Source organism: Aureimonas sp. AU20, assembly GCF_001442755.1.
GTDB lineage: Bacteria > Pseudomonadota > Alphaproteobacteria > Rhizobiales > Rhizobiaceae > Aureimonas.
Genome location: NZ_CP006367.1, coordinates 2,039,150 through 2,059,644, shown reverse-complemented (window position 1 = coordinate 2,059,644; position 20,495 = coordinate 2,039,150). Strand labels below are relative to the sequence as shown.

Annotated in this window: 19 protein-coding genes; 3 read left to right on the top strand and 16 right to left on the bottom strand. The window is 65.0% G+C overall.

The features are described from left to right. Positions 1–17: 17 nt before the first annotated feature. The 12 genes from M673_RS09075 to araD1 form a co-directional block, all read right to left on the bottom strand. Positions 18–305 carry a DUF2218 domain-containing protein gene (locus tag M673_RS09075; protein ID WP_061975503.1) on the bottom strand — a complete coding sequence of 96 codons (288 nt, stop codon included), beginning with the start codon at positions 303–305 and terminating at the stop codon, positions 18–20. Between the two features lie 158 nt (positions 306–463). Continuing rightward, the gene (mmsB, locus tag M673_RS09070; RefSeq protein WP_061975501.1) at positions 464–1,669 is read right to left on the bottom strand and encodes a multiple monosaccharide ABC transporter permease; all 1,206 of its coding nucleotides are present in this window, start codon (positions 1,667–1,669) and stop codon (positions 464–466) included. Further along, positions 1,659–3,200, bottom strand: coding sequence for a multiple monosaccharide ABC transporter ATP-binding protein (gene mmsA, locus M673_RS09065; RefSeq protein WP_061975499.1), 1,542 nt, complete (start codon positions 3,198–3,200; stop codon positions 1,659–1,661). The genes mmsB and mmsA overlap by 11 nt, the downstream gene beginning before the upstream one ends. 102 nt (positions 3,201–3,302) lie before the next feature. After that, a complete protein-coding gene (gene chvE, locus M673_RS09060; RefSeq protein ID WP_061975497.1) occupies positions 3,303–4,364 on the bottom strand; it encodes a multiple monosaccharide ABC transporter substrate-binding protein in 1,062 nt (353 codons plus the stop codon). Positions 4,365–4,617: 253 nt separating this feature from the next. After that, the gene (gene chvE / locus M673_RS09055; protein WP_061975495.1) at positions 4,618–5,682 is read right to left on the bottom strand and encodes a multiple monosaccharide ABC transporter substrate-binding protein; all 1,065 of its coding nucleotides are present in this window, start codon (positions 5,680–5,682) and stop codon (positions 4,618–4,620) included. A gap of 165 nt (positions 5,683–5,847) precedes the next feature. Then, entirely contained in the window at positions 5,848–6,489 is a 642-nt protein-coding gene (locus M673_RS09050) for a 2-dehydro-3-deoxy-6-phosphogalactonate aldolase (RefSeq protein WP_061975493.1), read from the bottom strand. 4 nt (positions 6,490–6,493) lie between these two features. Further along, the gene (locus M673_RS09045) at positions 6,494–7,411 is read right to left on the bottom strand and encodes a 2-dehydro-3-deoxygalactonokinase (protein ID WP_374755542.1); all 918 of its coding nucleotides are present in this window, start codon (positions 7,409–7,411) and stop codon (positions 6,494–6,496) included. Next, positions 7,408–8,295 (bottom strand): SMP-30/gluconolactonase/LRE family protein, encoded by an 888-nt coding sequence (locus tag M673_RS09040; RefSeq protein WP_061975491.1) that lies wholly within the window; start codon positions 8,293–8,295, stop codon positions 7,408–7,410. The genes M673_RS09045 and M673_RS09040 overlap by 4 nt, the downstream gene beginning before the upstream one ends. A gap of 51 nt (positions 8,296–8,346) precedes the next feature. Next, a complete protein-coding gene (locus tag M673_RS09035; protein WP_061975489.1) occupies positions 8,347–10,179 on the bottom strand; it encodes an IlvD/Edd family dehydratase in 1,833 nt (610 codons plus the stop codon). A 63-nt stretch (positions 10,180–10,242) separates the two neighbouring features. After that, positions 10,243–11,310: an aldose epimerase family protein gene (locus M673_RS09030; protein WP_061975487.1), complete on the bottom strand. Its 1,068-nt coding sequence runs from the start codon at positions 11,308–11,310 to the stop codon at positions 10,243–10,245. A gap of 4 nt (positions 11,311–11,314) precedes the next feature. Next, positions 11,315–12,244 carry a Gfo/Idh/MocA family protein gene (locus tag M673_RS09025; RefSeq protein WP_061975485.1) on the bottom strand — a complete coding sequence of 310 codons (930 nt, stop codon included), beginning with the start codon at positions 12,242–12,244 and terminating at the stop codon, positions 11,315–11,317. 10 nt (positions 12,245–12,254) lie between these two features. Beyond that, positions 12,255–13,244, bottom strand: coding sequence for an AraD1 family protein (gene araD1, locus M673_RS09020; protein WP_061975483.1), 990 nt, complete (start codon positions 13,242–13,244; stop codon positions 12,255–12,257). A 261-nt stretch (positions 13,245–13,505) separates the two neighbouring features. Here araD1 and M673_RS09015 point away from each other — a divergent pair, with 261 nt between their 5' ends. The 3 genes from M673_RS09015 (at position 13,506) to M673_RS09005 (ending at position 15,986) form a co-directional block, all read left to right on the top strand. Beyond that, complete coding sequence (locus M673_RS09015; RefSeq protein ID WP_082639276.1) at positions 13,506–14,915, top strand: MATE family efflux transporter; 1,410 nt, start codon at positions 13,506–13,508, stop codon at positions 14,913–14,915. A gap of 215 nt (positions 14,916–15,130) precedes the next feature. Continuing rightward, positions 15,131–15,529, top strand: coding sequence for a response regulator (locus M673_RS09010; RefSeq protein ID WP_061975481.1), 399 nt, complete (start codon positions 15,131–15,133; stop codon positions 15,527–15,529). Positions 15,530–15,635: 106 nt separating this feature from the next. Further along, complete coding sequence (locus M673_RS09005) at positions 15,636–15,986, top strand: hypothetical protein (protein ID WP_061975479.1); 351 nt, start codon at positions 15,636–15,638, stop codon at positions 15,984–15,986. An 80-nt stretch (positions 15,987–16,066) separates the two neighbouring features. Here the strand turns inward: M673_RS09005 and M673_RS09000 are convergent, their stop codons facing one another. The 4 genes from M673_RS09000 to M673_RS08985 form a co-directional block, all read right to left on the bottom strand. Then, on the bottom strand, positions 16,067–16,390 hold the full coding sequence (locus M673_RS09000; protein ID WP_061975477.1) for a hypothetical protein: 324 nt from the start codon (positions 16,388–16,390) through the stop codon (positions 16,067–16,069). A 78-nt stretch (positions 16,391–16,468) separates the two neighbouring features. Beyond that, the gene (locus M673_RS08995) at positions 16,469–17,023 is read right to left on the bottom strand and encodes an SIS domain-containing protein (protein WP_061975475.1); all 555 of its coding nucleotides are present in this window, start codon (positions 17,021–17,023) and stop codon (positions 16,469–16,471) included. Between the two features lie 12 nt (positions 17,024–17,035). Next, complete coding sequence (gene rhaI / locus M673_RS08990) at positions 17,036–18,331, bottom strand: L-rhamnose catabolism isomerase (protein ID WP_061975473.1); 1,296 nt, start codon at positions 18,329–18,331, stop codon at positions 17,036–17,038. Between the two features lie 71 nt (positions 18,332–18,402). Continuing rightward, entirely contained in the window at positions 18,403–20,484 is a 2,082-nt protein-coding gene (locus tag M673_RS08985) for a bifunctional rhamnulose-1-phosphate aldolase/short-chain dehydrogenase (RefSeq protein WP_061977757.1), read from the bottom strand. Positions 20,485–20,495: the final 11 nt, after the last annotated feature.

The window sequence follows — 20,495 nt, the reverse complement described above, 5'->3', positions numbered from 1 at the left end:
TCTGAGCGAAGCGGCCGTCAGGCCTCGCGCGTCCAGTCGAAGACCAGATCCTCGCGGAAGGCGAAGCGGACGATGTGATCGGCGACGACCTGCTCCAACTGATCCAGCGAGCCCGTTTCCTCGGCGCGCAACTTGATCGACAGAGCCTCGCCGCTAGCGTCCAGCACGGTCACGCCCGAGGGAAGTGTGATCTCGCCATGCTCGGGCGTGAACTCAACCGCAAACTTGTGGGCCCAATGTTTGCAGAGTTGCTGGAGATAGCGGCTTGCATGGGCGGTGGGGACGACGGCTCGGCTCTCGTTCATAATCTTGACCTCAGAGATCCACTTATTCGGAGGCGTCCTACACGAGGATCGATGGGATGTCCGCGAAAGTTGGGGTCACAAAGGGCAACGCGCAAAAGAAAGGCGCCGGGATCGCTCCCGGCGCCTTTCGATGTCTGCCACTCACCTGCTGGCGGAGATCAGGCCTTGTTGCGGTTGTAGACGTCGAAGCAGACGGCGGCCAAAAGCACGAGGCCCTTGATGACCTGCTGGTCATCGATTCCGATGCCCATGATCGACATGCCGTTGTTCATGACGCCCATGATGAAGGCGCCGACCACCGCGCCCATCACCTTACCGACGCCGCCATAGGCCGACGCGCCGCCGATGAAGCAGGCCGCGATAACGTCCAGTTCGAAGCCGACGCCGGCCTTCGGGGTTGCCGAGTTCAAGCGGGCGGCGAAGATCAGGCCGGCCAGTGCGGCCAGGACGCCCATGTTGACGAAGGTGAAGAAGGTCAGACGTTCGGTGCGGATGCCCGAAAGCTTGGCGGCCTTCTCGTTGCCGCCGACGGCGTAGATGCGGCGGCCCGCCGTGGTGCGCGTCGTCATGAATCCATAGACCGCGATCAGCAGCGCCATGACGATCAGGACGTTCGGGAAGCCGTTATAGGATGCCATCAGATAGGTGATGAGCATGATCGCGGCGGCAATGAAGATGTTGCGGCCGGCAAACAGCGCCATCGGCTCGTCGAGATGACCGGCCTTGGCCTGCTTGGCGCGCTTGCGCATGGAGAGGATGACGAGCACAGCCGTCGCGACCGCGCCGATCAGGAGCGTTGTCATGTGCAGGCCGGCGGTCCCGGCGAGGAAGTCGGGGATGAAGCCCTTCGACAGCTTCTGGAAGCTTTCCGGGAACGGGCCGATCGAGGCCGAGCCCAGCACCTTCAGCGTCAGGCCGCGGAAGACGAGCATGCCCGCTAGAGTGACGATGAAGGACGGCACCTTGAAATAGGCGACGAGATAGCCCTGCGCGGCGCCGATCACAGCGCCGACGAGCAGACCGATGCCCGCGGCCGTCAGCCCGTTGAACCCGTAGTTCACCATGAGCACGGCGCCGAGGCCGCCGATGAAGCCGGCCACCGAGCCGACCGACAGGTCGATATGGCCGGTGATGATGATGAGCAGCATGCCGATCGCCATGATGACGATGTAGCTGTTCTGCAAGATGAGGTTGGTGAGGTTCAGCGGGCGCATGAGAACGCCGCCCGTCATGAACTGGAAGAAGGCCATGATGACGACGAGCGCCATCAGCATTCCGTATTCGCGGATGTGGCCGCTGAGGAAGCCCCAGGAGGCGCCCTTGCCTCCGCTCCGCTCGGTCTCGTCGACGGTCTTAATGCTCATGGGTTTGTGCTCCGGAGCGGATGATGGCACGCATGATATTTTCCTGGGAGGCGTCGGCCGCCGTCATTTCTGCGACGATCCGGCCTTCGTTCATCACGTAGATTCGGTCGCACATGCCGAGGAGTTCCGGCATTTCCGACGAGATCATGAGAACGGCCTTCCCCTCATCCGCCAGCTTGTTGATGATCGAGTAGATTTCGAACTTGGCGCCGACGTCGATGCCGCGCGTCGGCTCGTCCAAGATCAGAAGATCGGGGTTTGAGAAGAGCCACTTCGACAGGACGACCTTCTGCTGGTTGCCGCCCGAGAGGTTCAGCGTCTTCTGCAGGATGCCGGAGGAGCGGATCTTGAGCTGGCGGCGATAGGTCTCCGCCACCTCCTGCTCCTTGTGCGGGTCGATCACGCCGCCCTGGCTGATGCCGTCGAGATTGGCCAGCGAGATGTTCTGCTTGATGTCGTCGTCGAGGATCAGGCCGAGATGCTTCCGGTCCTCGGTGACATAGGCGATGCCGGCGTCGATCGCGCGGTTGATCGTGGACACGTCCACCACCTTGCCGCCCATGCGCACTTCGCCCGAGACGTTGCGCCCGTATGAACGGCCAAAGACGCTCATTGCGAGTTCGGTGCGCCCGGCGCCCATTAGACCGGCGATGCCGACGATCTCACCCCGCCGTACGTTCAGCGAGACGTTCTTGAGCACCTGCCGGCTGGAATTGAGATGGTGATAGGCGTTCCAGTCCTTCACCTCGAACAGCATCTCGCCGATCTTGGGCTCGCGCTTGGGATAGCGATCCTCCAGCGAGCGGCCGACCATGTCGCGGATGATGCGGTCTTCCGAGATCGGCTCGGCAACGCAGTCGATGGTCGAGACCGTCGTCCCGTCGCGAATGACCGTGATGCGGTCGGCGACGCGGGCGATCTCATTCAGCTTGTGCGAGATGATGATGGACGACATGCCCTGCTTCTTGAATTCCAGAAGCAGGTCGAGCAGCGCCTGGCTGTCGCTTTCGTTCAAGCTGGCGGTCGGCTCGTCCAGGATCAGAAGGCGCACCTTCTTGGCCAGCGCCTTGGCGATCTCGACCAGCTGCTGCTTACCGATGCCGAGATCCTTGATCAGCGCCATCGGGGATTCGCGCAGGCCGACCTGAGCCAGCAGCTCACGCGTGCGGGCATGCGCGGCGTCCCAGTCGATCACGCCCCAGCGGGCCATCTCGTTGCCGAGAAACATGTTCTCGGCGATCGACAGGAGCGGCACGAGCGCCAGCTCTTGGTGAATGATGATGATGCCGAGCTTCTCGGAATCGGAAATGTCCTTGAAGGACCGCACTTCGTTCTCGAAGTGGATGTCGCCCTCGTAGGTGCCATGCGGGTAGACACCCGACAGGACCTTCATGAGGGTCGACTTGCCCGCGCCGTTCTCGCCGCAGATGGCATGGATTTCGCCGGCCTCGACCGAAAGATTGACGTTGTCCAGCGCTTTCACGCCCGGAAACGTCTTGGTGATGCCGCGCATTTCTAGAATGGGAGCCATCGGCGACCTCGAAACTGGCGGGCCGGATCCCCCTGGAAGGAGGCCGGCCCTGTTATGTCTGGAGGGGCGAAGGGTCCGCCTTCGCCCTGCCCGATGCTGATGTTACTTGACCTGGTCAGCCGTGTAATAGCCGCTGTCGACCAGCGCCTGCTTCACATTGTCCTTCGTCACGAGGACGGGCTTCAGGAGGTAGGACGGAACGACCTTGACGCCGTTCTCGTAGGTCTTGCTGTCGTTGACGGTGACTTCCTTGCCGGCGGCCATGGCATCGACCATGTCGACCGTGACCTTGGCGAGTTCGCGCGTGTCCTTGAAGATCGTCGAGGTCTGCTCGCCCGCGACGATGGACTTCACGGACGGAAGCTCGGCGTCCTGACCGGAGATCACCGGCATCTTTTTGTTGCCGGAACCATAGCCGACGCCTTTGAGCGACGAGATGATGCCGATCGACAGGCCGTCATAAGGCGAGAGAACCGCATCGACATTCTTGTCGGTGTAGTAGGCCGACAGGAGGTTGTCCATGCGAGCCTGGGCGACCGAGGGGTCCCAACGCAGCGTGCCGACCGTCTCCATGCCTTTCTGGCCCGACGGGATCACGAGCTTGCCCTGGTCGATATAGGGCTGAAGCACGCTCATCGCGCCGTTGTAGAAGAAGAAGGCGTTGTTGTCGTCCGGCGAACCGCCGAAGAGCTCGATGTTGAAGGGGCCCTTGCCGTCCTTCAGGCCGAGACCGTCGACGATGGAGGACGCCTGGAGAACGCCCACCTGGAAATTGTCGAAGGTCGCGTAATAGTCGACATTGCCGGAATTGCGGATCAGGCGGTCATAGGCGATGACCTTGATACCGCTGTCGGCGGCCTGCTGCAGGACGTCGGTCAGCGTGGTGCCGTCGATCGAGGCGATCACCAGCACCTTGGCGCCCTTGGTGACCATGTTCTCGATCTGCGAGAGCTGGGTCGGGATGTCGTCTTCGGCGTACTGGAGATCGGTCTTGTAGCCGCGCTCCTGAAGCACCTTCACCATGTTGTCGCCGTCGGCGATCCAACGCGTGGAGGACTTGGTGGGCATGGCGATGCCGACGGTGCCCTTTTCCTGCGCGAAGGCGCCCGACATCAGCGTGAGGCCGAGGGCGACGCCCGCCGCCAGGATCTTCAGAGACTTCATGCTTCTCCCCTTTGATGACGCAAGACGGGCATCCCTCGCCTGCGATTACGCGACCGTCCCCGTCCTGCGTGACCCCGGTCCGATCCGCGGCCATCGCGGCACTCCCGGACAAAGGGCAGGAGACAGTCGTATTTCCAGCCGGACGCGAGCCGCTTAGGGGCTCGCCTTCCCTTCTCCAATCACGCTCCGTGAGGAGAACCCGATCGGGCGAAGATCGGCGGCGCGGGGTTTCTGCCGGCGCCGCCCTTATGGATTACTTGATCTGGTCGGCCTTGTAGTAGCCGCTGTCGATCAGAACCTTCTGGACATTGTCCTTGGTGACGAGGATCGGCTTCAGGAGTTCGGCCGGAACGATCTTCTCGCCGTTGTTGTAGGTCTTGGTGTCATTGACCGTGACTTCCTTGCCGGCGGCCATGGCGTCGACCATGTCGACCGTGACCTTCGCGAGATCGCGCGTGTCCTTGAAGATGGTCGAGGTCTGGTCGCCTGCGAGGATCGCCTTCACCGAAGGCAGCTCGGCGTCCTGGCCGGTGATGACCGGCATCTTCTTGCCGCCCGAACCGTAGCCTACGCCCTTCAGCGACGAGATAATGCCGATGGCGAGAACGTCGTTGGGAGCCAGCACGGCGTCGACAGTCTTGTCGGTGTAATGGGCCGACAGGAGATTATCCATGCGCGACTGCGCGGTGGAAGCGTCCCAACGCAGGGTGCCGACCGTGTTCATGCCGGTCTGGCCCGACGGGATCACGAGCTTGCCCTGGTCGATATAAGGCTTCAGGACGCTCATCGCGCCGTCATAGAAGAAGTAGGCGTTGTTGTCGTCCGGCGAGCCACCGAAGAGCTCGATGTTGAACGGACCCTTGCCGTCCTTCAGACCGAGCGCGTCGACGATCGAATTGGCCTGATAGACGCCAACCTGGAAATTGTCGAAGGTCGCGTAGTAGTCGACATCGGGCGAATTGCGGATCAGACGATCGTAGGCGATCACCTTGATGCCGTCCGCATGGGCGCGCTTGAGAATGTCGGTCATGGTGGTGCCGTCGACCGGTGCGATCACCAGAACCTTGGCGCCCTTGGTGACCATGTTCTCGATCTGCGAGAGCTGGGTCGAGACGTCGTCCTCGGCATATTGAAGGTCGGCCGCGTAGCCCTTGTCCTTCAACGTCTTCACCATGTTGGCGCCGTCCGCGATCCAGCGCGCGACGGACTTGTCGGGCATCGAAACGCCGACCGTGCCCTTGTCCTGCGCGGACGCGGCGCTCGCCAGAGCGATCGCACCAAGCGACGCCGCAACCAAGAGTGTCTTCAAAATCTTCATTCAGCCCTCCCGAACGAGGCCGGGCTGACAGCCCTTCCCCGGAACCGCGGGTCATGCCCGCGCTGCGTGACCCGACTCGGGTGTCTCTCCTCACCCGAAATCGAATTGTCTGACGATTAAACCATCGTCAATTCAGCGACAATGGAATTCTTCCAGCCGTCTGATTTATCCTAAACCGAATATTCGGTCGTAGAGCAAGACGGTCTCGTCGGCGCGCACACGTATTTCTTGTGAGGTCATTCCCGGCTTGTAGAGCGACGAACCGAGGCCGAAGGAGCGCACGCCGACCTTCGAAAAGGCCTCGAAATCCTTCTCCGACACGCCGCCAACCACGCCGACTTCGCAATCCTTCGGCAGCACCGCGCGGATAGCGGAGACGCCGGCCGGGCCAAGGACGCTGGCGGGAAAGAACTTCAGTGCCGAGGCGCCGGCGGCGAGCGCTTGGAACGCCTCGGTGGGCGTGAAGACGCCAGGCATGGTCAGCATGCCATGCTCGCCGGCCCTGCGCAGAACGCCGGAGTCGACATTGGGCGAAACCAGAAGACGTCCTCCGACATCGGCCAGCCGATCGACATTCTCCACCGAAAGAACGGTGCCCGCCCCGATCCAGTGTCGGTCCGACCCGAGGCGCACGGCTGTTTCGATCGAGCGAAAGGCGTCGGGCGAGTTCAACGGGATTTCGATTGCCTCGAAGCCCGCCTCGATCAGCTCCGACACGACGGACTCGGCCTCCTCCGGCCGGATACCGCGCAGAATGGCGACGAGCGAGCGGCGGAACTGCGGCCAGGGAACGCGGGTCGAAGACATGGGATCAGCTCTCCGCTGCAAAAAGGGATCGGGCGGCCTGCGCGAGGCCATGCCGGACGCAGGCGTCCGCGTCGAGATGCCGGAACGCTCCAAAGCCCACGGCCTCGAAGGCGGCCGCATAGAGATCGGCGATCGGACCGGAGGCCAGCAGCGCGGCCCCCTTCAATGAGCCGTGCCGCTCGGCCGCGCCGGCCAGTTCCAGGCCGAGAAGAAGGCCGGACAGGCGCGCCGCCTGCTCGGCCGGCGCCGTGCCATGCAGGAGCCACCCGGCGCGAATCGAGAAGAGCATGTTGGTCGCCAGCGCAGGCGCCTCGAAGGCACGGCGCACGCCGTCGAGAAAGGCGGGCGTGGCACCCACAGCCGCCTCGCCTTCCACCGCCTGCCGCAAGATGGAGTGCGTGCGCAGGAGCCGGAACAATTCGCCGGTCATGAAAGTGGAAAAGGATTCGATCACGCCGTCCGACAGCGACACCCATTTGGAATGGGTGCCCGGCATGCAGACGAGACCGCTGCGATAGCCTTCGGCGACGACGCCGAGAAGCTGCGTTTCCTCGCCGCGCATCACGTCCGGCTCCCAGGCAGCGCGCTGCGCGAGACCGGGCAGGATGAAGACATCGCGTGCGAGGCCGGGCACCTTGACGGCGCGGGAGCCGAGATCGCCGAGTTCCAGCGGTGTTTCGAGATAGGCCGCTTCAAGCCAGCCGGCGCGTGAGCCGACCATCCCGCAAAGAACCGCCGGCGCGTCAGTGCCGAGGCCGAGCTGGGAAAGATGCGTTTCCAGGACGGTTTCGAAGCCGCGCTCGCTAGCGGTGGTCAGCCCGTCCTTGGCGCGGGTCTCGGCAAGAACGCGCCCCTCCCCGTCCATCGCCCAGGCGCGAAAGGAGGTCGTGCCCCAGTCGATGGCCGCATAGGTCGGCATCATGGCGCGGTAATCCGAACGCGCGGATCGGGAATGCCGCGCGCATGCACGTCGAGAAGCAGGGTCTTGCCCGACTGCGGATCGGCCAGCCTCTCGGCCTCGCTCATGCCTTCCTGCGCCGTGGTTACCAGGAGACGGTCGAGATCGGCGCCGACGAAGGCGGGGCAGCTCGGCCGGGTCGCGGGCACGCGAATCGTGCGGATTCGATCGCCTTCCGGCGAGTAGACGTCGATTGAGGAGGCACCCCAGCGCGCGCTCCAAATGCGTCCGTCCGCGTCCACCACCGCGCCGTCTAAGCCGCCCTCGCCGCCGCGATGATCGTAGAGCACGGATGGCTGGCCGATCGGCAGGCCGGTGTCGGGGTCCAGCGGAACGCGGTGGAGAAGACCGACATGCGTGTCGGTGAAATAGCCCGTGCGCCCGTCCGGCGAGAAGCAGATGCCGTTCGGGATTGTGATGTCGGAATAAAGACGGCGCAGTTCGCCATCCCGAAACCAGTAGATCGAGCCGACGCCTTCTTCCGCCTTGCGGCCCATCGTGCCGATCCAGAGCGCGCCCGCCGGGTGGACGCGGCCGTCGTTCGACCGCGTTCCGGCATTGTCGGACTCGAGCGCGGTGTGCAGCTCCATGCGTCCGCTCGCGACATCGCGTACGAACAGCCCGTCGGCCGTCGCCACGAGCTGGCGAGCGTCGTCGATCGGCGCGAGCACGCTGCCCATCGACGGCAGGTCGTGCACGCGGACCGAGCGATCGGCGATGCGCGCTTCGAACAGCTTGCGTTCGAGAATGTCGAACCACCAGGCCGTGTCGGTCCGCCCGTCATAGGACGGACCTTCGCCCAGATGGCACCTATGGTCCGACAGAATCTCGATCGCAACGTCGCTCAAGCCGCGCTCCTTTCCTGACCTTGATTGAGGTCGTATCTTAGTGCCCGCGCCTTAGTGGTTGTCGCGCGGCACGCCGCGCGTCTGCGCGAGGCGCTGGTACTGGACCGCGTTTTCGAGCACGGCGCCAGTCTCCATTTGGCCGACCAGCGTGCGCTGGATTTCCTGCCAGGGAGTCTGGTGCTCGGGATACTTGTAGCCGCCCTCGGCCTTCAGCGCCGCGCGGCGCTCGGCCAGCTCCTCGTCGGAGATGAGGATATTGGCAGAACCTCGACCGAGATCGATGCGCACCCGGTCGCCTGTCTTCAACACGGCGAGATTGCCGCCCGCCGCTGCTTCCGGCGAAGCGTTGAGGATGGACGGCGAGCCCGAGGTGCCGGACTGACGACCGTCGCCGATGCAAGCGAGCGAGGTGACGCCCTGCTTGATGAGATAGTCAGGCGCCCGCATGTTCACGACCTCGGCCGCGCCGGGGTAGCCGATCGGGCCGGCGCCGCGCATGAAGAGGATCGTGTGCGCGTCGATCCCGAGCGCGGGATCGTCGATTCGGTGGTGGTAGTCTTCCGGCCCGTCGAACACCACCGCCCGGCCCTCGAAGGCGTTCGGGTCTTCCGGGTTGACGAGGTAACGGTCGCGGAACTCCGGCGAGATCACCGAGGTCTTCATGATCGCGGACGAGAAGAGATTGCCCTTCAGGACGAGGAAGCCGGCCTTGTCCTTCAGCGGCTTGTCGTAGGGGCGGATGACGTTTTCGTCTTCGATGATCGCGCCACGGCAATTGTCGCCGATCGTGCGGCCGTTCGCGGTGATGGCGCCCTCGTGAATGAGCCCCTGCGTCATCAGCTGGTTCACTACGGCCGGCACGCCGCCGGCATGGTAATAGTCCTCGCCGAGATACTCGCCGGCCGGCTGCAGGTTGACGAGCAGCGGAATTTCCTCGCCGAACTCCTGCCAGTCGTCGATCGACAGCTCGACGCCGATATGGCGGGCCAGCGCGTTGAGGTGGATAGGCGCGTTGGTGGAGCCGCCGATCGCGGAGTTGACGCGGATGGCGTTGATGAAGGCTTCGCGCGTCAGGATATCGGAGGGCTTCAGGTCTTCGCGCACCATGTCGACGATGCGAAGGCCCGTGCGATAGGAGACTTCCTGCCGGTCACGATAAGGCGCGGGGATCGCCGCCGAGCCCGGCAGCTGCATGCCCAGGGCCTCGGCCAGCGAGTTCATCGTCGTCGCCGTGCCCATCGTGTTGCAGTAGCCGGTGGAGGGCGCCGAGGAGGCGACGAGCTTCACGAAGCCGGCATAGTCGATCTCGCCCTTGGCCATCAGCTCGCGGGCCTTCCAGACGATGGTGCCAGAGCCGGTGCGCTGACCGCGGAACCAGCCATTCAGCATAGGGCCGACCGAGAGGGCGATCGCGGGAATGTTCACGGTCGCCGCCGCCATGAGGCAGGCGGGCGTGGTCTTGTCGCAACCGATGGTGAGCACGACGCCGTCGAGCGGATAGCCGTACAGGATCTCGACGAGGCCGAGATAGGCTAGATTGCGGTCGAGGCCGGCGGTCGGCCGCTTGCCGGTTTCTTGGATCGGATGAACCGGAAACTCGATGGCGATGCCGCCCGCTTCGCGAATGCCCTCGCGCAGGCGGTTGGCCAGTTCCAGATGATGGCGGTTGCAGGGCGAGAGATCGGAGCCCGTCTGCGCGATGCCAATGATAGGCCGGCCGGACTGGAGTTCTTCCTGGCTGAGCCCGAAATTCATGTAGCGCTCGAGATAGAGCGCGGTCATGTCCGCATTGGCGGGATTGTCGAACCAGGCGCGCGAGCGCAGCTTGGTGTGCGCGCGGCCATGGGCGGCGTTGCCGTTCGGGCTGGTGAGTTCGGTGCTCATTGGGTCTTCTCCCCTTGGGGGTCCTTGCCCCTGGCCGCTCCGCTGGCGCAGGCGGCCGATCGGTCAGATCGTCGAAAATTTGAAGATGGAGCGGTGGCGGTAGGTCGCCCCCGCATCGAGACGCGCCGTCGGAAAGTCGGGCCGGTTCGGCGTGTCGGGATAGAGTTGCGGCTCCAGGCAGAAAGCGTCGCCCATGCGATAGGCGCGTCCGTTCTTGCCCGCCACCGTGCCGTTGAGGAAATTGCCGGAATAGAACTGGACGCCCGGCTGGTCGGTCCAGAGTTCCATCGCCCGGCCGCTCGCCTCGTCCTCGACCCGCGCGGCAAAGCGCGGCGCGTCCATCTTCCCACCATCGAGGCAGAAATTGTGGTCGTATCCCCGGCCGCGCAGGATCTGCGGGTGCGAGGCGTCGCGAACGCGCGCGCCGATCTCGGCCGGCGCCCGGAAGTCGAAGGGCGTGCCCTCGACAGGCGCGGGACCGCCCTCGGGAATAGAGCCGCCATCGATCGGCAGATAGGTCTCGGCCGCGATGCGCAGGCGATGCGAGAGAACGCTCGCTTGCTCGATGGCGCCGCCGAGGTTGAAATAGGCGTGGTTGGTGAGGTTCACGACGGTCGGGCGATCGCTCACCGCCTCGAAGTCGAGTTCCAGTTCACCCGCGCGGAGCCGGTAGGTCACGCGGGTGTCGAGCGTGCCGGGGAAGCCGGCCTCGCCGTCCGCGCTTTGCCGCGCGAAGGTGACGAAGGGATCGGCCTCGTTACCCAGCGCCTCGATCCGCCAGACGCGCTGGTCGAACCCATCCGCGCCGCCATGCAGCGCGTTGGCGCCGTCGTTCGGCGCAATTTCGACGGTGTGGCCGTCCAGATCGAAGCGCCCCTTGGCGATGCGGTTGGCATAACGGCCGATCGTGGCGCCGAAGAAGCTGCGATGCTCGACATAGCCGGCCAGATCGTCATGGCCGATCACGATGTCGCCCATCGTCCCGCCGCGATCCGGCACGTGCAGAGCCTGCAGCGTCGCGCCAAAGGTCAGGACGCGCGCTTCCAGCCCGCCCGCCCGCAGCGTGACGATCTCGACCGTCTCGCCCGAGGCAAGCACGCCGAAGGGCGCGCGAGACACCGCATCCGCCATGAGCTCAATCCTCGATGAAGGCTTCGACGCCGTGACGGCGGCCGAGCAGGAAAGCGTCCGCCACGTGTTGAAGCGGCGACAGGTCGACGTCGAGCGCGCCGGTCTTGGTCAGTTCCACGAAGCGCCGGTAGAGACCGACATATTCGGCATCCGCCTCGTCCACCTGCGGGGCGTCGTCGATGAAGAGCTTCTTGCCGCCTTCGCGCAGGCTGAGGCGGCCCATGTCGGTCTCGACATGAATGTTCCAGGTTTCGCCGCCGGTCTCGCGCCAGTCGAACTCGGCGCGGATCGGCGTGCCGACCGCATCGGTGAACTCGAGATCGGCGGCGATCGGCGCGGCGCGGTTCTCGGGAAAGGACAGGTCCGAACGCAGGAGAAACATCGGGCGCGGCAGGATGGCGGTCACGATCGACAGCGCGTTGATGCCGGGATCGAAGACGCCGAGGCCGCCGGGCTGCCAGATCCAGTCCTGGTTCGGGTGCCACTTGCGGACGTTTTCCTTCCACTCGACATGCACCGAGCGGATTTCGGCGTCCGCCAAAAAGGCGCGCGCCGGCGCCACGGCCGAAGCCTCGCGCGAATGCCAGGTGGCAAACAGCGTGACACCCTTCTGCTTGGCGAGGGAGACGAGCGGCGCGATCTCGCTGACCGTCGCACCCGGCGGCTTTTCCAGCATCACATGCTTACCGGCCCGCAGCGCGGCCTCGGCCTGGGCGTTGCGGCCCTGCGGCGGGGTGCAAAGCGACACGGCATCGATCTCGGAGCCCATGCCGTCGAGCAGCGCGTCGACATCGGGGAAAGACGGCAGGCCGTCGATCGAGGCGTTGCGGCTGGCGATGGCGACGAGATCGACGCCCTCGACCTTGGCGATCGAGGGAACGTGCTGGTCGCGGGCGATCTTGCCGAGGCCGACAATGGCGGTGCGAAGCTTCATTGATCGGCCCTCAGAGCGCCTTGACCGACACCGACGTCTCGGCCGCCGTGGCAAGCGTGTTGACCAGCGGCAGGCGGAAGGGCCGCGCTTGGATCTCGAACCGGTCGCCGTCCTGCGTCTTCACGCCGTCGGTGACGGAGAGCGTCGCCGTGCCGAAGAAATGCACGTGCAGGTCGCCAGGGCGGCGGAACAGGTCGTACTTGAAATGGTGATGCTCGAGATTGCGGATCGAATGCGACATGTTCGCCTCGCCCGATACGAAGGGCTTGTCGAACACGACTTCCTCTCCGCGCAGGATGCGCGACGAGCCCTCGACGCTTTCCGGCAACTCGCCGACCAGAAGCTCCGGGCCGAGCGAGGCCTGACGCAGCTTGGAATGGGCGAGCCAGAGATAATTGCCGCGCTCGGTCACATGGTCCGAGAACTCGTTGGCGAGGCAATAGCCGAGGCGGAAGGGCGTGCCGTCGGGGCCGATCAGGTAGATGCCGGCAAGCTCGGGCTCCTCGCCGCCATCCAGCGCGAAGGCGGGCGAGCTCAGCGCCTCGCCGGGGCCGACAAGGCAGGAGCCGTCGCCCTTGTAGAACCATTCGGGCTGCGCCCCAACCTGCCCCTCGGCCGGCTTGCCGCCCTCGACGCCGAGCCGGAACATCTTCATGGAATCGGTGACATGCTCGCCCGCCGCCGACTTGTGCATCTTGTCGCGACCGTCGGCGGAGCCGAGATGCGTAAGGCCCGTCCCTGCTACGATGAAATGCGCGGGGTCGGCATGATGGATCGGCAGGCCGATGCGCCCTTCCGCCAGAGCGGCATCGAGATCCACTGCCTCGCCTCGTCCGGCGGCATTCACCGTGGCCGCCAGGGTGGCGCCGTTTCCGATGGCCGCGTTCGCCAGATCGTAGACCGAGGCATATCCCGGAACGACATAGGCCGCGCCATCGTCATCGCTTGCCACGACGGCCAGCGCGCCACCGAGTTTCACCTGGAGAAGTCGAAGTGCCATCGCGGTTCGATCCGTTGGGTCGGGAGGTAGCCGAGTTCGCACCGCTGTGTCCCACTCCAACGCGGCGCCAATTGTCTGCGTTATTTCGAACCGTTCCATCCTTGTCAATGAGACGCACCACCGCTCCGCCGATGGCAAGGGAGAATTCGTCGCTGCACCGCAAAAGAGGCTGAAAGACGGTCTCGGGCGCGACGCTGGACAAGGTCCGGCCGGCACCGTAACCAACCCATCCAATCCCTCGACCAGAGCGGGCAAGCCGAGATGAAACCGCAGTCCGTCGCCCTCTACCAGCCCATGCTCGCGTCGTGGCGAACGCATGTGAAGGCGACCTTCGCGCTCGGACTGCCGCTGGTCGGCGCGCAGCTCGCGCAAATCTCGATCAACGTCACGAACACGGTGATGATCGGCCAGCTCGGCGCGGCGGAACTGGCCGCCGCCGTACTGGCGACGCAAACGTTCTACGTCTTCTGGATGTTCGGCTCGGGCTTCGCCTATGCCGTCATGCCGTTGGCCGCCGCCGCGCATGGCAATGGCGACACGCGGGCCGTGCGCCGATCGGTCCGCATGGGGCTGTGGGTCGTGGCTCTGTTCAGCCTCCTCGTGATGGTTCCCCTCTGGTTCACGGAGGCGATCCTCGTAGCGCTCGGCCAGGAGCCCGGCATCGCGGCGGAGGCCGGCGCCTATGTGCGGGTGCTGCAATGGTCGATGCTGCCCTATCTCTCCACCTTCGTGCTGCGCTCCTATCTCAGCGCGCTGGAGCGGCCGAGCGTCGTGCTGGGCATCACGCTGCTCGGCGCCGGGCTCAACGCCCTGTTCAACTATGTCCTGATCTTCGGCCATTTAGGCGCCCCGGCGCTGGGGCTCACCGGTTCGGGCATCGCCTCGGTCGGCACGTCCATCGTCACGCTCCTGCTTCTCGTCGCCTACACGAGGCGCGCGCGCGGGCTCGAGGTCTTCGAACTCTGGCGTCGCTTCTACGCGCCGGACTGGGCGGCGTTCTTTGAGGTGCTGCGGCTCGGCTGGCCGATCGGCGCGACGATCCTGGCGGAGGTCGGCCTCTTCACCGCGGCGTCCATCATGATGGGCTGGATCGGCACGCTGGAACTCGCCGCCCATGGCATCGCGCTGCAGCTCGCATCGATTTCGTTCATGATCCCGCTGGGTCTTGCCAGCGCCGCAACGGTGCGGGTCGGCACCGCCTTCGGCCGGCACGACGCGGCCAATCTCGCCCGCGCGGCGCGCACGTCGCTGATCGTGGCAGGCGTGATCTCCTGCACCGCCGCCGCATTGTTCTGGGCCATTCCGACCGCTCTGATCGGCCTCTATCTCGACATGAGCTTGCCGAACGCGGAGGCCGTTCTCGCCGCGGCCGTGCCGTTGCTGGCGGTCGCCGCGGCCTTCCAGATCGTCGATTCGTTGCAAGTCACGGCCAGCGGCATCCTGCGCGGCATGAAGGACACGCGGCTTCCCATGTTCATTGCGGTCGCCAGCTACTGGCTGGTCGGAATGCCCATCGCCTACGGCCTCGCCTTCGGCCTTGGCTGGAACGGAACCGGGGTCTGGTGGGGCCTCGCGGCGGGGCTGCTCGTGGCCGCGCTTCTCATGAGCGCGCGCTTCGCGATTCTCGAGACGCGGTGGCGAAAAGGCCTCGCGCAAACCGCTCTGGCTTGAGCGATCGGGCGATGGGGAGCCGTCGTGACAATTTCACAACTTCCCCTCTCCGGAATCTTTCTACATTAACTTTCGCCGCTCATCATGTGGTGCGGCGCGATACGAAGGACCGGGAGGTTGCCGGGGCATGGGGCTCCGATCAGCACCTTGGCCCATCGTATCGCCGGAATGGAAGCTGGCCTTTCCTCAGGCTGGATTCAGGAAGGGCGTAGAACATGCAGCATGCTGGCGGTCTTCAGGGCAAACGCGTCCTCGTGGTCGAGGACGAGTTCCTGGTCGCGCTGGATCTGGAATGCGAGTTGGAAGAGTCCGGCGCTGAGGTGACCTGCGCGAGCACGCTGGGACAGGCGACGGGTGTCGCCAAATCCGGCGCCTTCGACGCCGTGGTTCTCGATCTCAACCTGCATGGCGAAACGTCGTACCCGCTGGCGGACTATCTCGCCGCGAACGACGTGCCCTTTGTATTTCACACCGGCCAGGGCGAGCAGAGCATCCTGGCCAAGCGCTATCCCGGCGTCGCGGTCTGCAACAAGCCCTGCGACGGCCGCGTCCTTCTCAGGACGCTGGAGTACGCGATGTCCGAGCACACAGGGGCGTCCGGCCAGTCAGCCTGAGCGTTTCCGCAAGGCGCCGGCGCAACCATTTCGGGGCCGACGAGTTTATTTGTCACAGTCGGCGCAGGAACGCTCCGACCCCACCGATGAACTGGAGCCCGACAGGATGAAGAAGACCCTTTTCGCCGCCGCTTCGCTGACGCTGCTCCTGGCCGGATCGGCCTTTGCCCAATCGTCTACGACGACCAATCCCGTGCCGGGCACGAGTGCAGGCGAAGAAAGCAAGATGCCGGCCGGTGCGGCTAGCAAGGTGACCACCACGACGGACGCAACGAGCGTCGATACCAAGGAGTCTGCCAGCAAAGTTCCGGTTCCCGGCAATGGCTCCGGTATCGACAGCACCGAGCCAGTTCGCCCGCCTGTGACCGGCACGGATGCGAACGCCGTTCCGAGCGACACGAGCAACCCGGTTCCCGGCACGAGTGCTGGCGAGAACAGCACCACGCCCGCTCGCTGAGGCCTAAATTCCTATACGAAAAAGGGCGGCCCGTTAGCCGCCCTTTTTTTGTGTCTGCAGTTTGAAGTCGAAACCGATCGTCAATGAGAGGCGTGCGAGGCCTTCTCCGCGTTTCGCTTGCGCGTTTCGGCAGCCTTCTTGGCGGAGGCGGAACGCTCGGCTGCGGTGCGCGAAGCCGAAGCTTTGCCACCCTTTTCGCCGCCCTTCTTGGACGAGTCGTGATTTTCCGGATGGCCCCTGCCGGAGCCGCTTTTGTTTCCCCCGCCGCTTTCCTTGTTGACCGTCGCCCAGGCTCGGCGTTCGGCTTCCTTCTCGGAAACGCCGCGCGCCTCGTAGCCCTCCGCGATCTGATCGGCCTTGCGCTCCTGCTTGTCGGTGTATTTCGACTTGTCGCCCCGGGGCATGGATATCATCCTTTCAAGCCAAATTGAAAGGAACAATCCACGGCCGCCGGGTTCGGTTCCCGCCCGGTGCTTGCGGGGCTATTCCATGTTGGTGTGATGACCGCGCATGGTCTCGCTGGAGACATGGAGCAGGCCCTTGAGCTTCAGCACCATGACCTCGAAGAGCACGAAAAGCGCGCCCTCGAAGAGCGAGCCCATGGGCAGCACGGAACTGGCTGTCTCTCCCTGATCGTCCGCCATGGTCTGGGCGGGGATTGTCAGCACGAAATCCGCCATGCCCGGCACGCGGCCCATGGGCTGCGCGGTCACCACGAGAACCCTGGCACCCGCCGCCTTGGCGACGCCGATCAGGGCGACTGACGTCGAGATCTCTCCGGGGCCGCAGACGACGAGAAAGAGGTCGCCGGGCCCGAGCGGTGGCACGGTCATGTCGCCCACTACCGACACGGAGCGTCCGAGATGGAAGAGGCGCATGGCGAAGCCCTTGAGCTGCAACCCCTCGCGCCCGCCGGCATAGGTGCAGACATGCCGGGCCTCAGCGATCATGCGGCAGGCCTGATCGACCTGCGTGTCGTCGATCCGCGAAACGGCGCCCGCCAGCTCGTCGATCGCGGTGCGATAAAGATCGGTCATGCTCTTCCTCCCTTAGACGATGCCGCCGCCGGAGCCCCGGGACGCCGGGCGCTCGGCCGAGACCTTGGCGCGATAACCGCTGGCGCGATAGGCCGCGATCGGATCGATCGCGCCGCCGGCTTCCAGTCGTGCACGGGCGAGGATGGGTTCGACATCGAGCCGGAACCCGTCCTTGAGCGTTTCCGAGGCCATCAAGGCGTCGTTCTCGTCCTGGAAGCCGGCGAGCGCCGCGCGATCCACGAGAAGCGCCTGCGCATAGGCGCGGCGAATTTCCCCGGCCGTGCGGATCAGGCTTTCGATCGGGTCGGTGACGTTGTGCGACTGGTCGATCATGTAGGATGGATGCAGGGCATCCAGCCGCGCGCCGGCCCCGACCAGTTCGTTGAAGACGAGGAAGAGGCGGAACGGATCGATCGATCCCGCATCCAGATCGTCGTCGCCATATTTAGAATCGTTGAAGTGGAAGCCGCCGAGCTTGCCGGTGTGAACGAGCCGCGAGACGATCTGCTCGATGTTCACGTTCGGCGCATGGTGGCCGAGATCCACGAGGCAGAAGGCCTTCTCGCCAAGCTCCACGGCGGTCAGATAGCTCGTGCCCCAGTCCTGCACCACCGTGGAATAGAAGGCCGGCTCGTACATCTTGTGCTCGGAAAAGATGCGCCAATCCGCAGGTAGACCGGACACGATCTCCTTCATCGCGCCGAGATAGCGCTCGAAAGCGCGACCGAGATCGCTTTGTCCGGGGAAGTTGGACCCGTCGCCGATCCACACCGTCAAAGCCTTGGAACCGATCGCCTCGCCAATCCCTACAGTTTCTAAATTGTGCTCGACGGCTTGTCGTCGTACGGCCGCGTCCGTATGGGACAGCGAACCATATCTGTACGAGCGCGGTTGGTTCGGATCGTCGGGATGATCCTGGAACGTATTAGAATTCATTGCGTCGAAGCCGAGGCCCAGCTCCTCGGCCTTGGCGCGGAGATCGGCGGGGTCCTGCTTGTCCCAGGGAATGTGGAGCGAGACGGCCGGCGTCGCGCGGCCGAGATCGTTGATCACCGCGCAGTCGTCCAGCTTCTCGAAAATGCCGCGTGGCTCGCCGGTGCCGGGGAAGCGGGCAAAGCGCGTGCCGCCCGTCCCGACGCCCCAGGAGGGAACGGCGACCGTGAAGGCCGAGACCTTGCGCGTCACCTCGTCGATGGAGATGCCGCGCCGGTCGAGGCGCGCGCCAAGCGCGGCGTAATCCTCGTCGAGCGCCCGGCGGCGGGTCTCGTTGCTCTTGTCGATAATGGCGCGATCGATGCGCGAAGCCATGCGCTGTCCTCCCCGTTGCGAAAGCATCCGGCGGCGTCCTCCGACCGCCGGATGCGTCTTGTCCGTTTGCGTCAGCGTGTGAACGAGATCTGGTTGCCCGCGTCCACGTTAACGATATTGCCCGTGGACTTGGCCGACAGGTCGCTCGACAGGAAGTAGACGGCTTCCGCGATGTCCTCGGGGAAGACCGAGCGCTTCAGAAGTGAGCGCTGGCGGTAGTGCTCCTCGAGCTGCGCCTCGTCGATCTTGGACGAGGCGGCGCGCTGCTCGCGCCATTCGCCGTTCCAGATCTTGGAACCGCGCAGCACCGCGTCGGGGTTCACCGTGTTCACGCGAATGCCCGCATCCGCTCCCTCCAGCGCGAGGCACCGGGCGAGGTGGATCTCGGCCGCCTTCGCCGTGCAATAGGCGGAGGCGCCGGCCGAGGCCGCGAGCCCGTTCTTGGAGGCGATGAAGACGATGGCGCCGCCGAGCTTCTGACGCCGGAACAAGCGGAAGGCCTCGCGCGAAACGAGAAAATAGCCCGTCGCCAGAATGTCGATATTCCGGTTCCAGACCTCCAGCGTCGTGTCCTCGACCGGCGAGGCCGAGGCGATGCCGGCATTGGAGACGAGAATGTCCAGCCCGCCGAACTCCGTCACGGCCTCAGCGAAGGCGGAGGCCACGGCGTTCTCGTCCGTCACGTTGGCCAGGACTCCGCGCACCTGATCGGCGCCGAAGCGCTTGGCGAAGTCGGCCTTGGCCAGGTCGAGCGCGCCGGCATCGATATCGGCGAGAACCACGCAAGCCCCCTCGCCCATCAGCCGTTCGGCCGTGGCGCGGCCGATGCCACCGGCGCCGCCCGTCACGAATGCGACGCGCCCGGCGAGCGACTTGGGCTTGGGCATGCGCTGGAGCTTGGCCTCTTCCAAGAGCCAATATTCGATGTCGAAGGCTTCCTGCTCGGGCAGACCCTGATAGGTATCGACGCCGGATGCCCCGCGCATGACGTTGATGGCGTTGACGTAGAACTCCGAGGCGATGCGCGCGGTCGCCTTGTCCTTGGCGAAGGCAATCATGCCGACGCCCGGCACGAGATAGATCACCGCGTTGGGATCGCGAATGGCAGGGCTGTTATCGTGCCGGCAGCGCTCGTAATAGGCACGATAGCCCTCGCGATAGGTGTCGACGGCCCCATCAAGGCTAGAGACCAAGGCATCGAGATCGCCGTCGTAGGACAGGACGAGGGGGCGGATTTTCGTGCGCAGGAAATGGTCGGGGCAGGACGTGCCGAGCGCGGCCAGTTCCTCCAAGCGCTGCGAGCCGACGAATTCGAGCACGGCGGGCGAATCGTCGAAATGGCCGATCTTGCGCTCTTCGATGCCGATGCGGGCGCGAATTTCGGGCATCAGCCGCGCGGCGACGCGCAGACGCTCACTCGCCTCGCGCGGGGCGACCTTCTCGCCGCCGAAGGCCGGCTTGCCGGTGAGCTTGCCGTCGAACCATTCGATGGCGCGATTGATGATGCGCAGCGTCGTCTCGTAGCTGTCCTTGGCCGTATCGCCCCAGGTAAAGAGCCCGTGGCTTTCGAGCACGACGCCCTTGGCTTTGGGGTTTTCGGAGGCAAAGCGCGACAGGTCGAGGCCGAGCTGGAAGCCGGGCCGGCGCCAGGGCAGCCAGCCGATCTCCTCGCCGTAAATCTCCCGCGTCAACTCGCGCGAGCGCCCCGTCGCGGCGATGGCGATCACCGCGTCAGGGTGCATGTGGTCGACATGGGCATAGGGAAGATAGGCGTGCAGCGGCGTGTCGATCGAGGAGGCGCGCGGGTTGAGGTTGAAGGTGCAGTGGCTGAGCAGCCCCACCATCTCGTCCTCCTGCGCCTCACCCTTGTAGAGGCCGCGCAGCTGTTCGAGCTTCGACTGGTAGAGCGTCGCGAAGCCGTCGAGCTTCATCGTGCCGACATCGCCGCCCGAGCCTTTGACCCAAAGCACCGTGACGGTGTCGCCCGTCAGCGGGTCGCGCTCTTCGACCTTGGCCGAGGTGTTGCCGCCGCCGTAATTGGTGATTCGCTTGTCGGAACCCAGCAGGTTGGAGCGATAGAGCAGCCGCTCGGGCTCGCTCATGCCGGCCGCCTTCGCGTCGTCCCAGCGGTTTTCCAGAAGCGTGATGGTCATGGGTGGGGCCT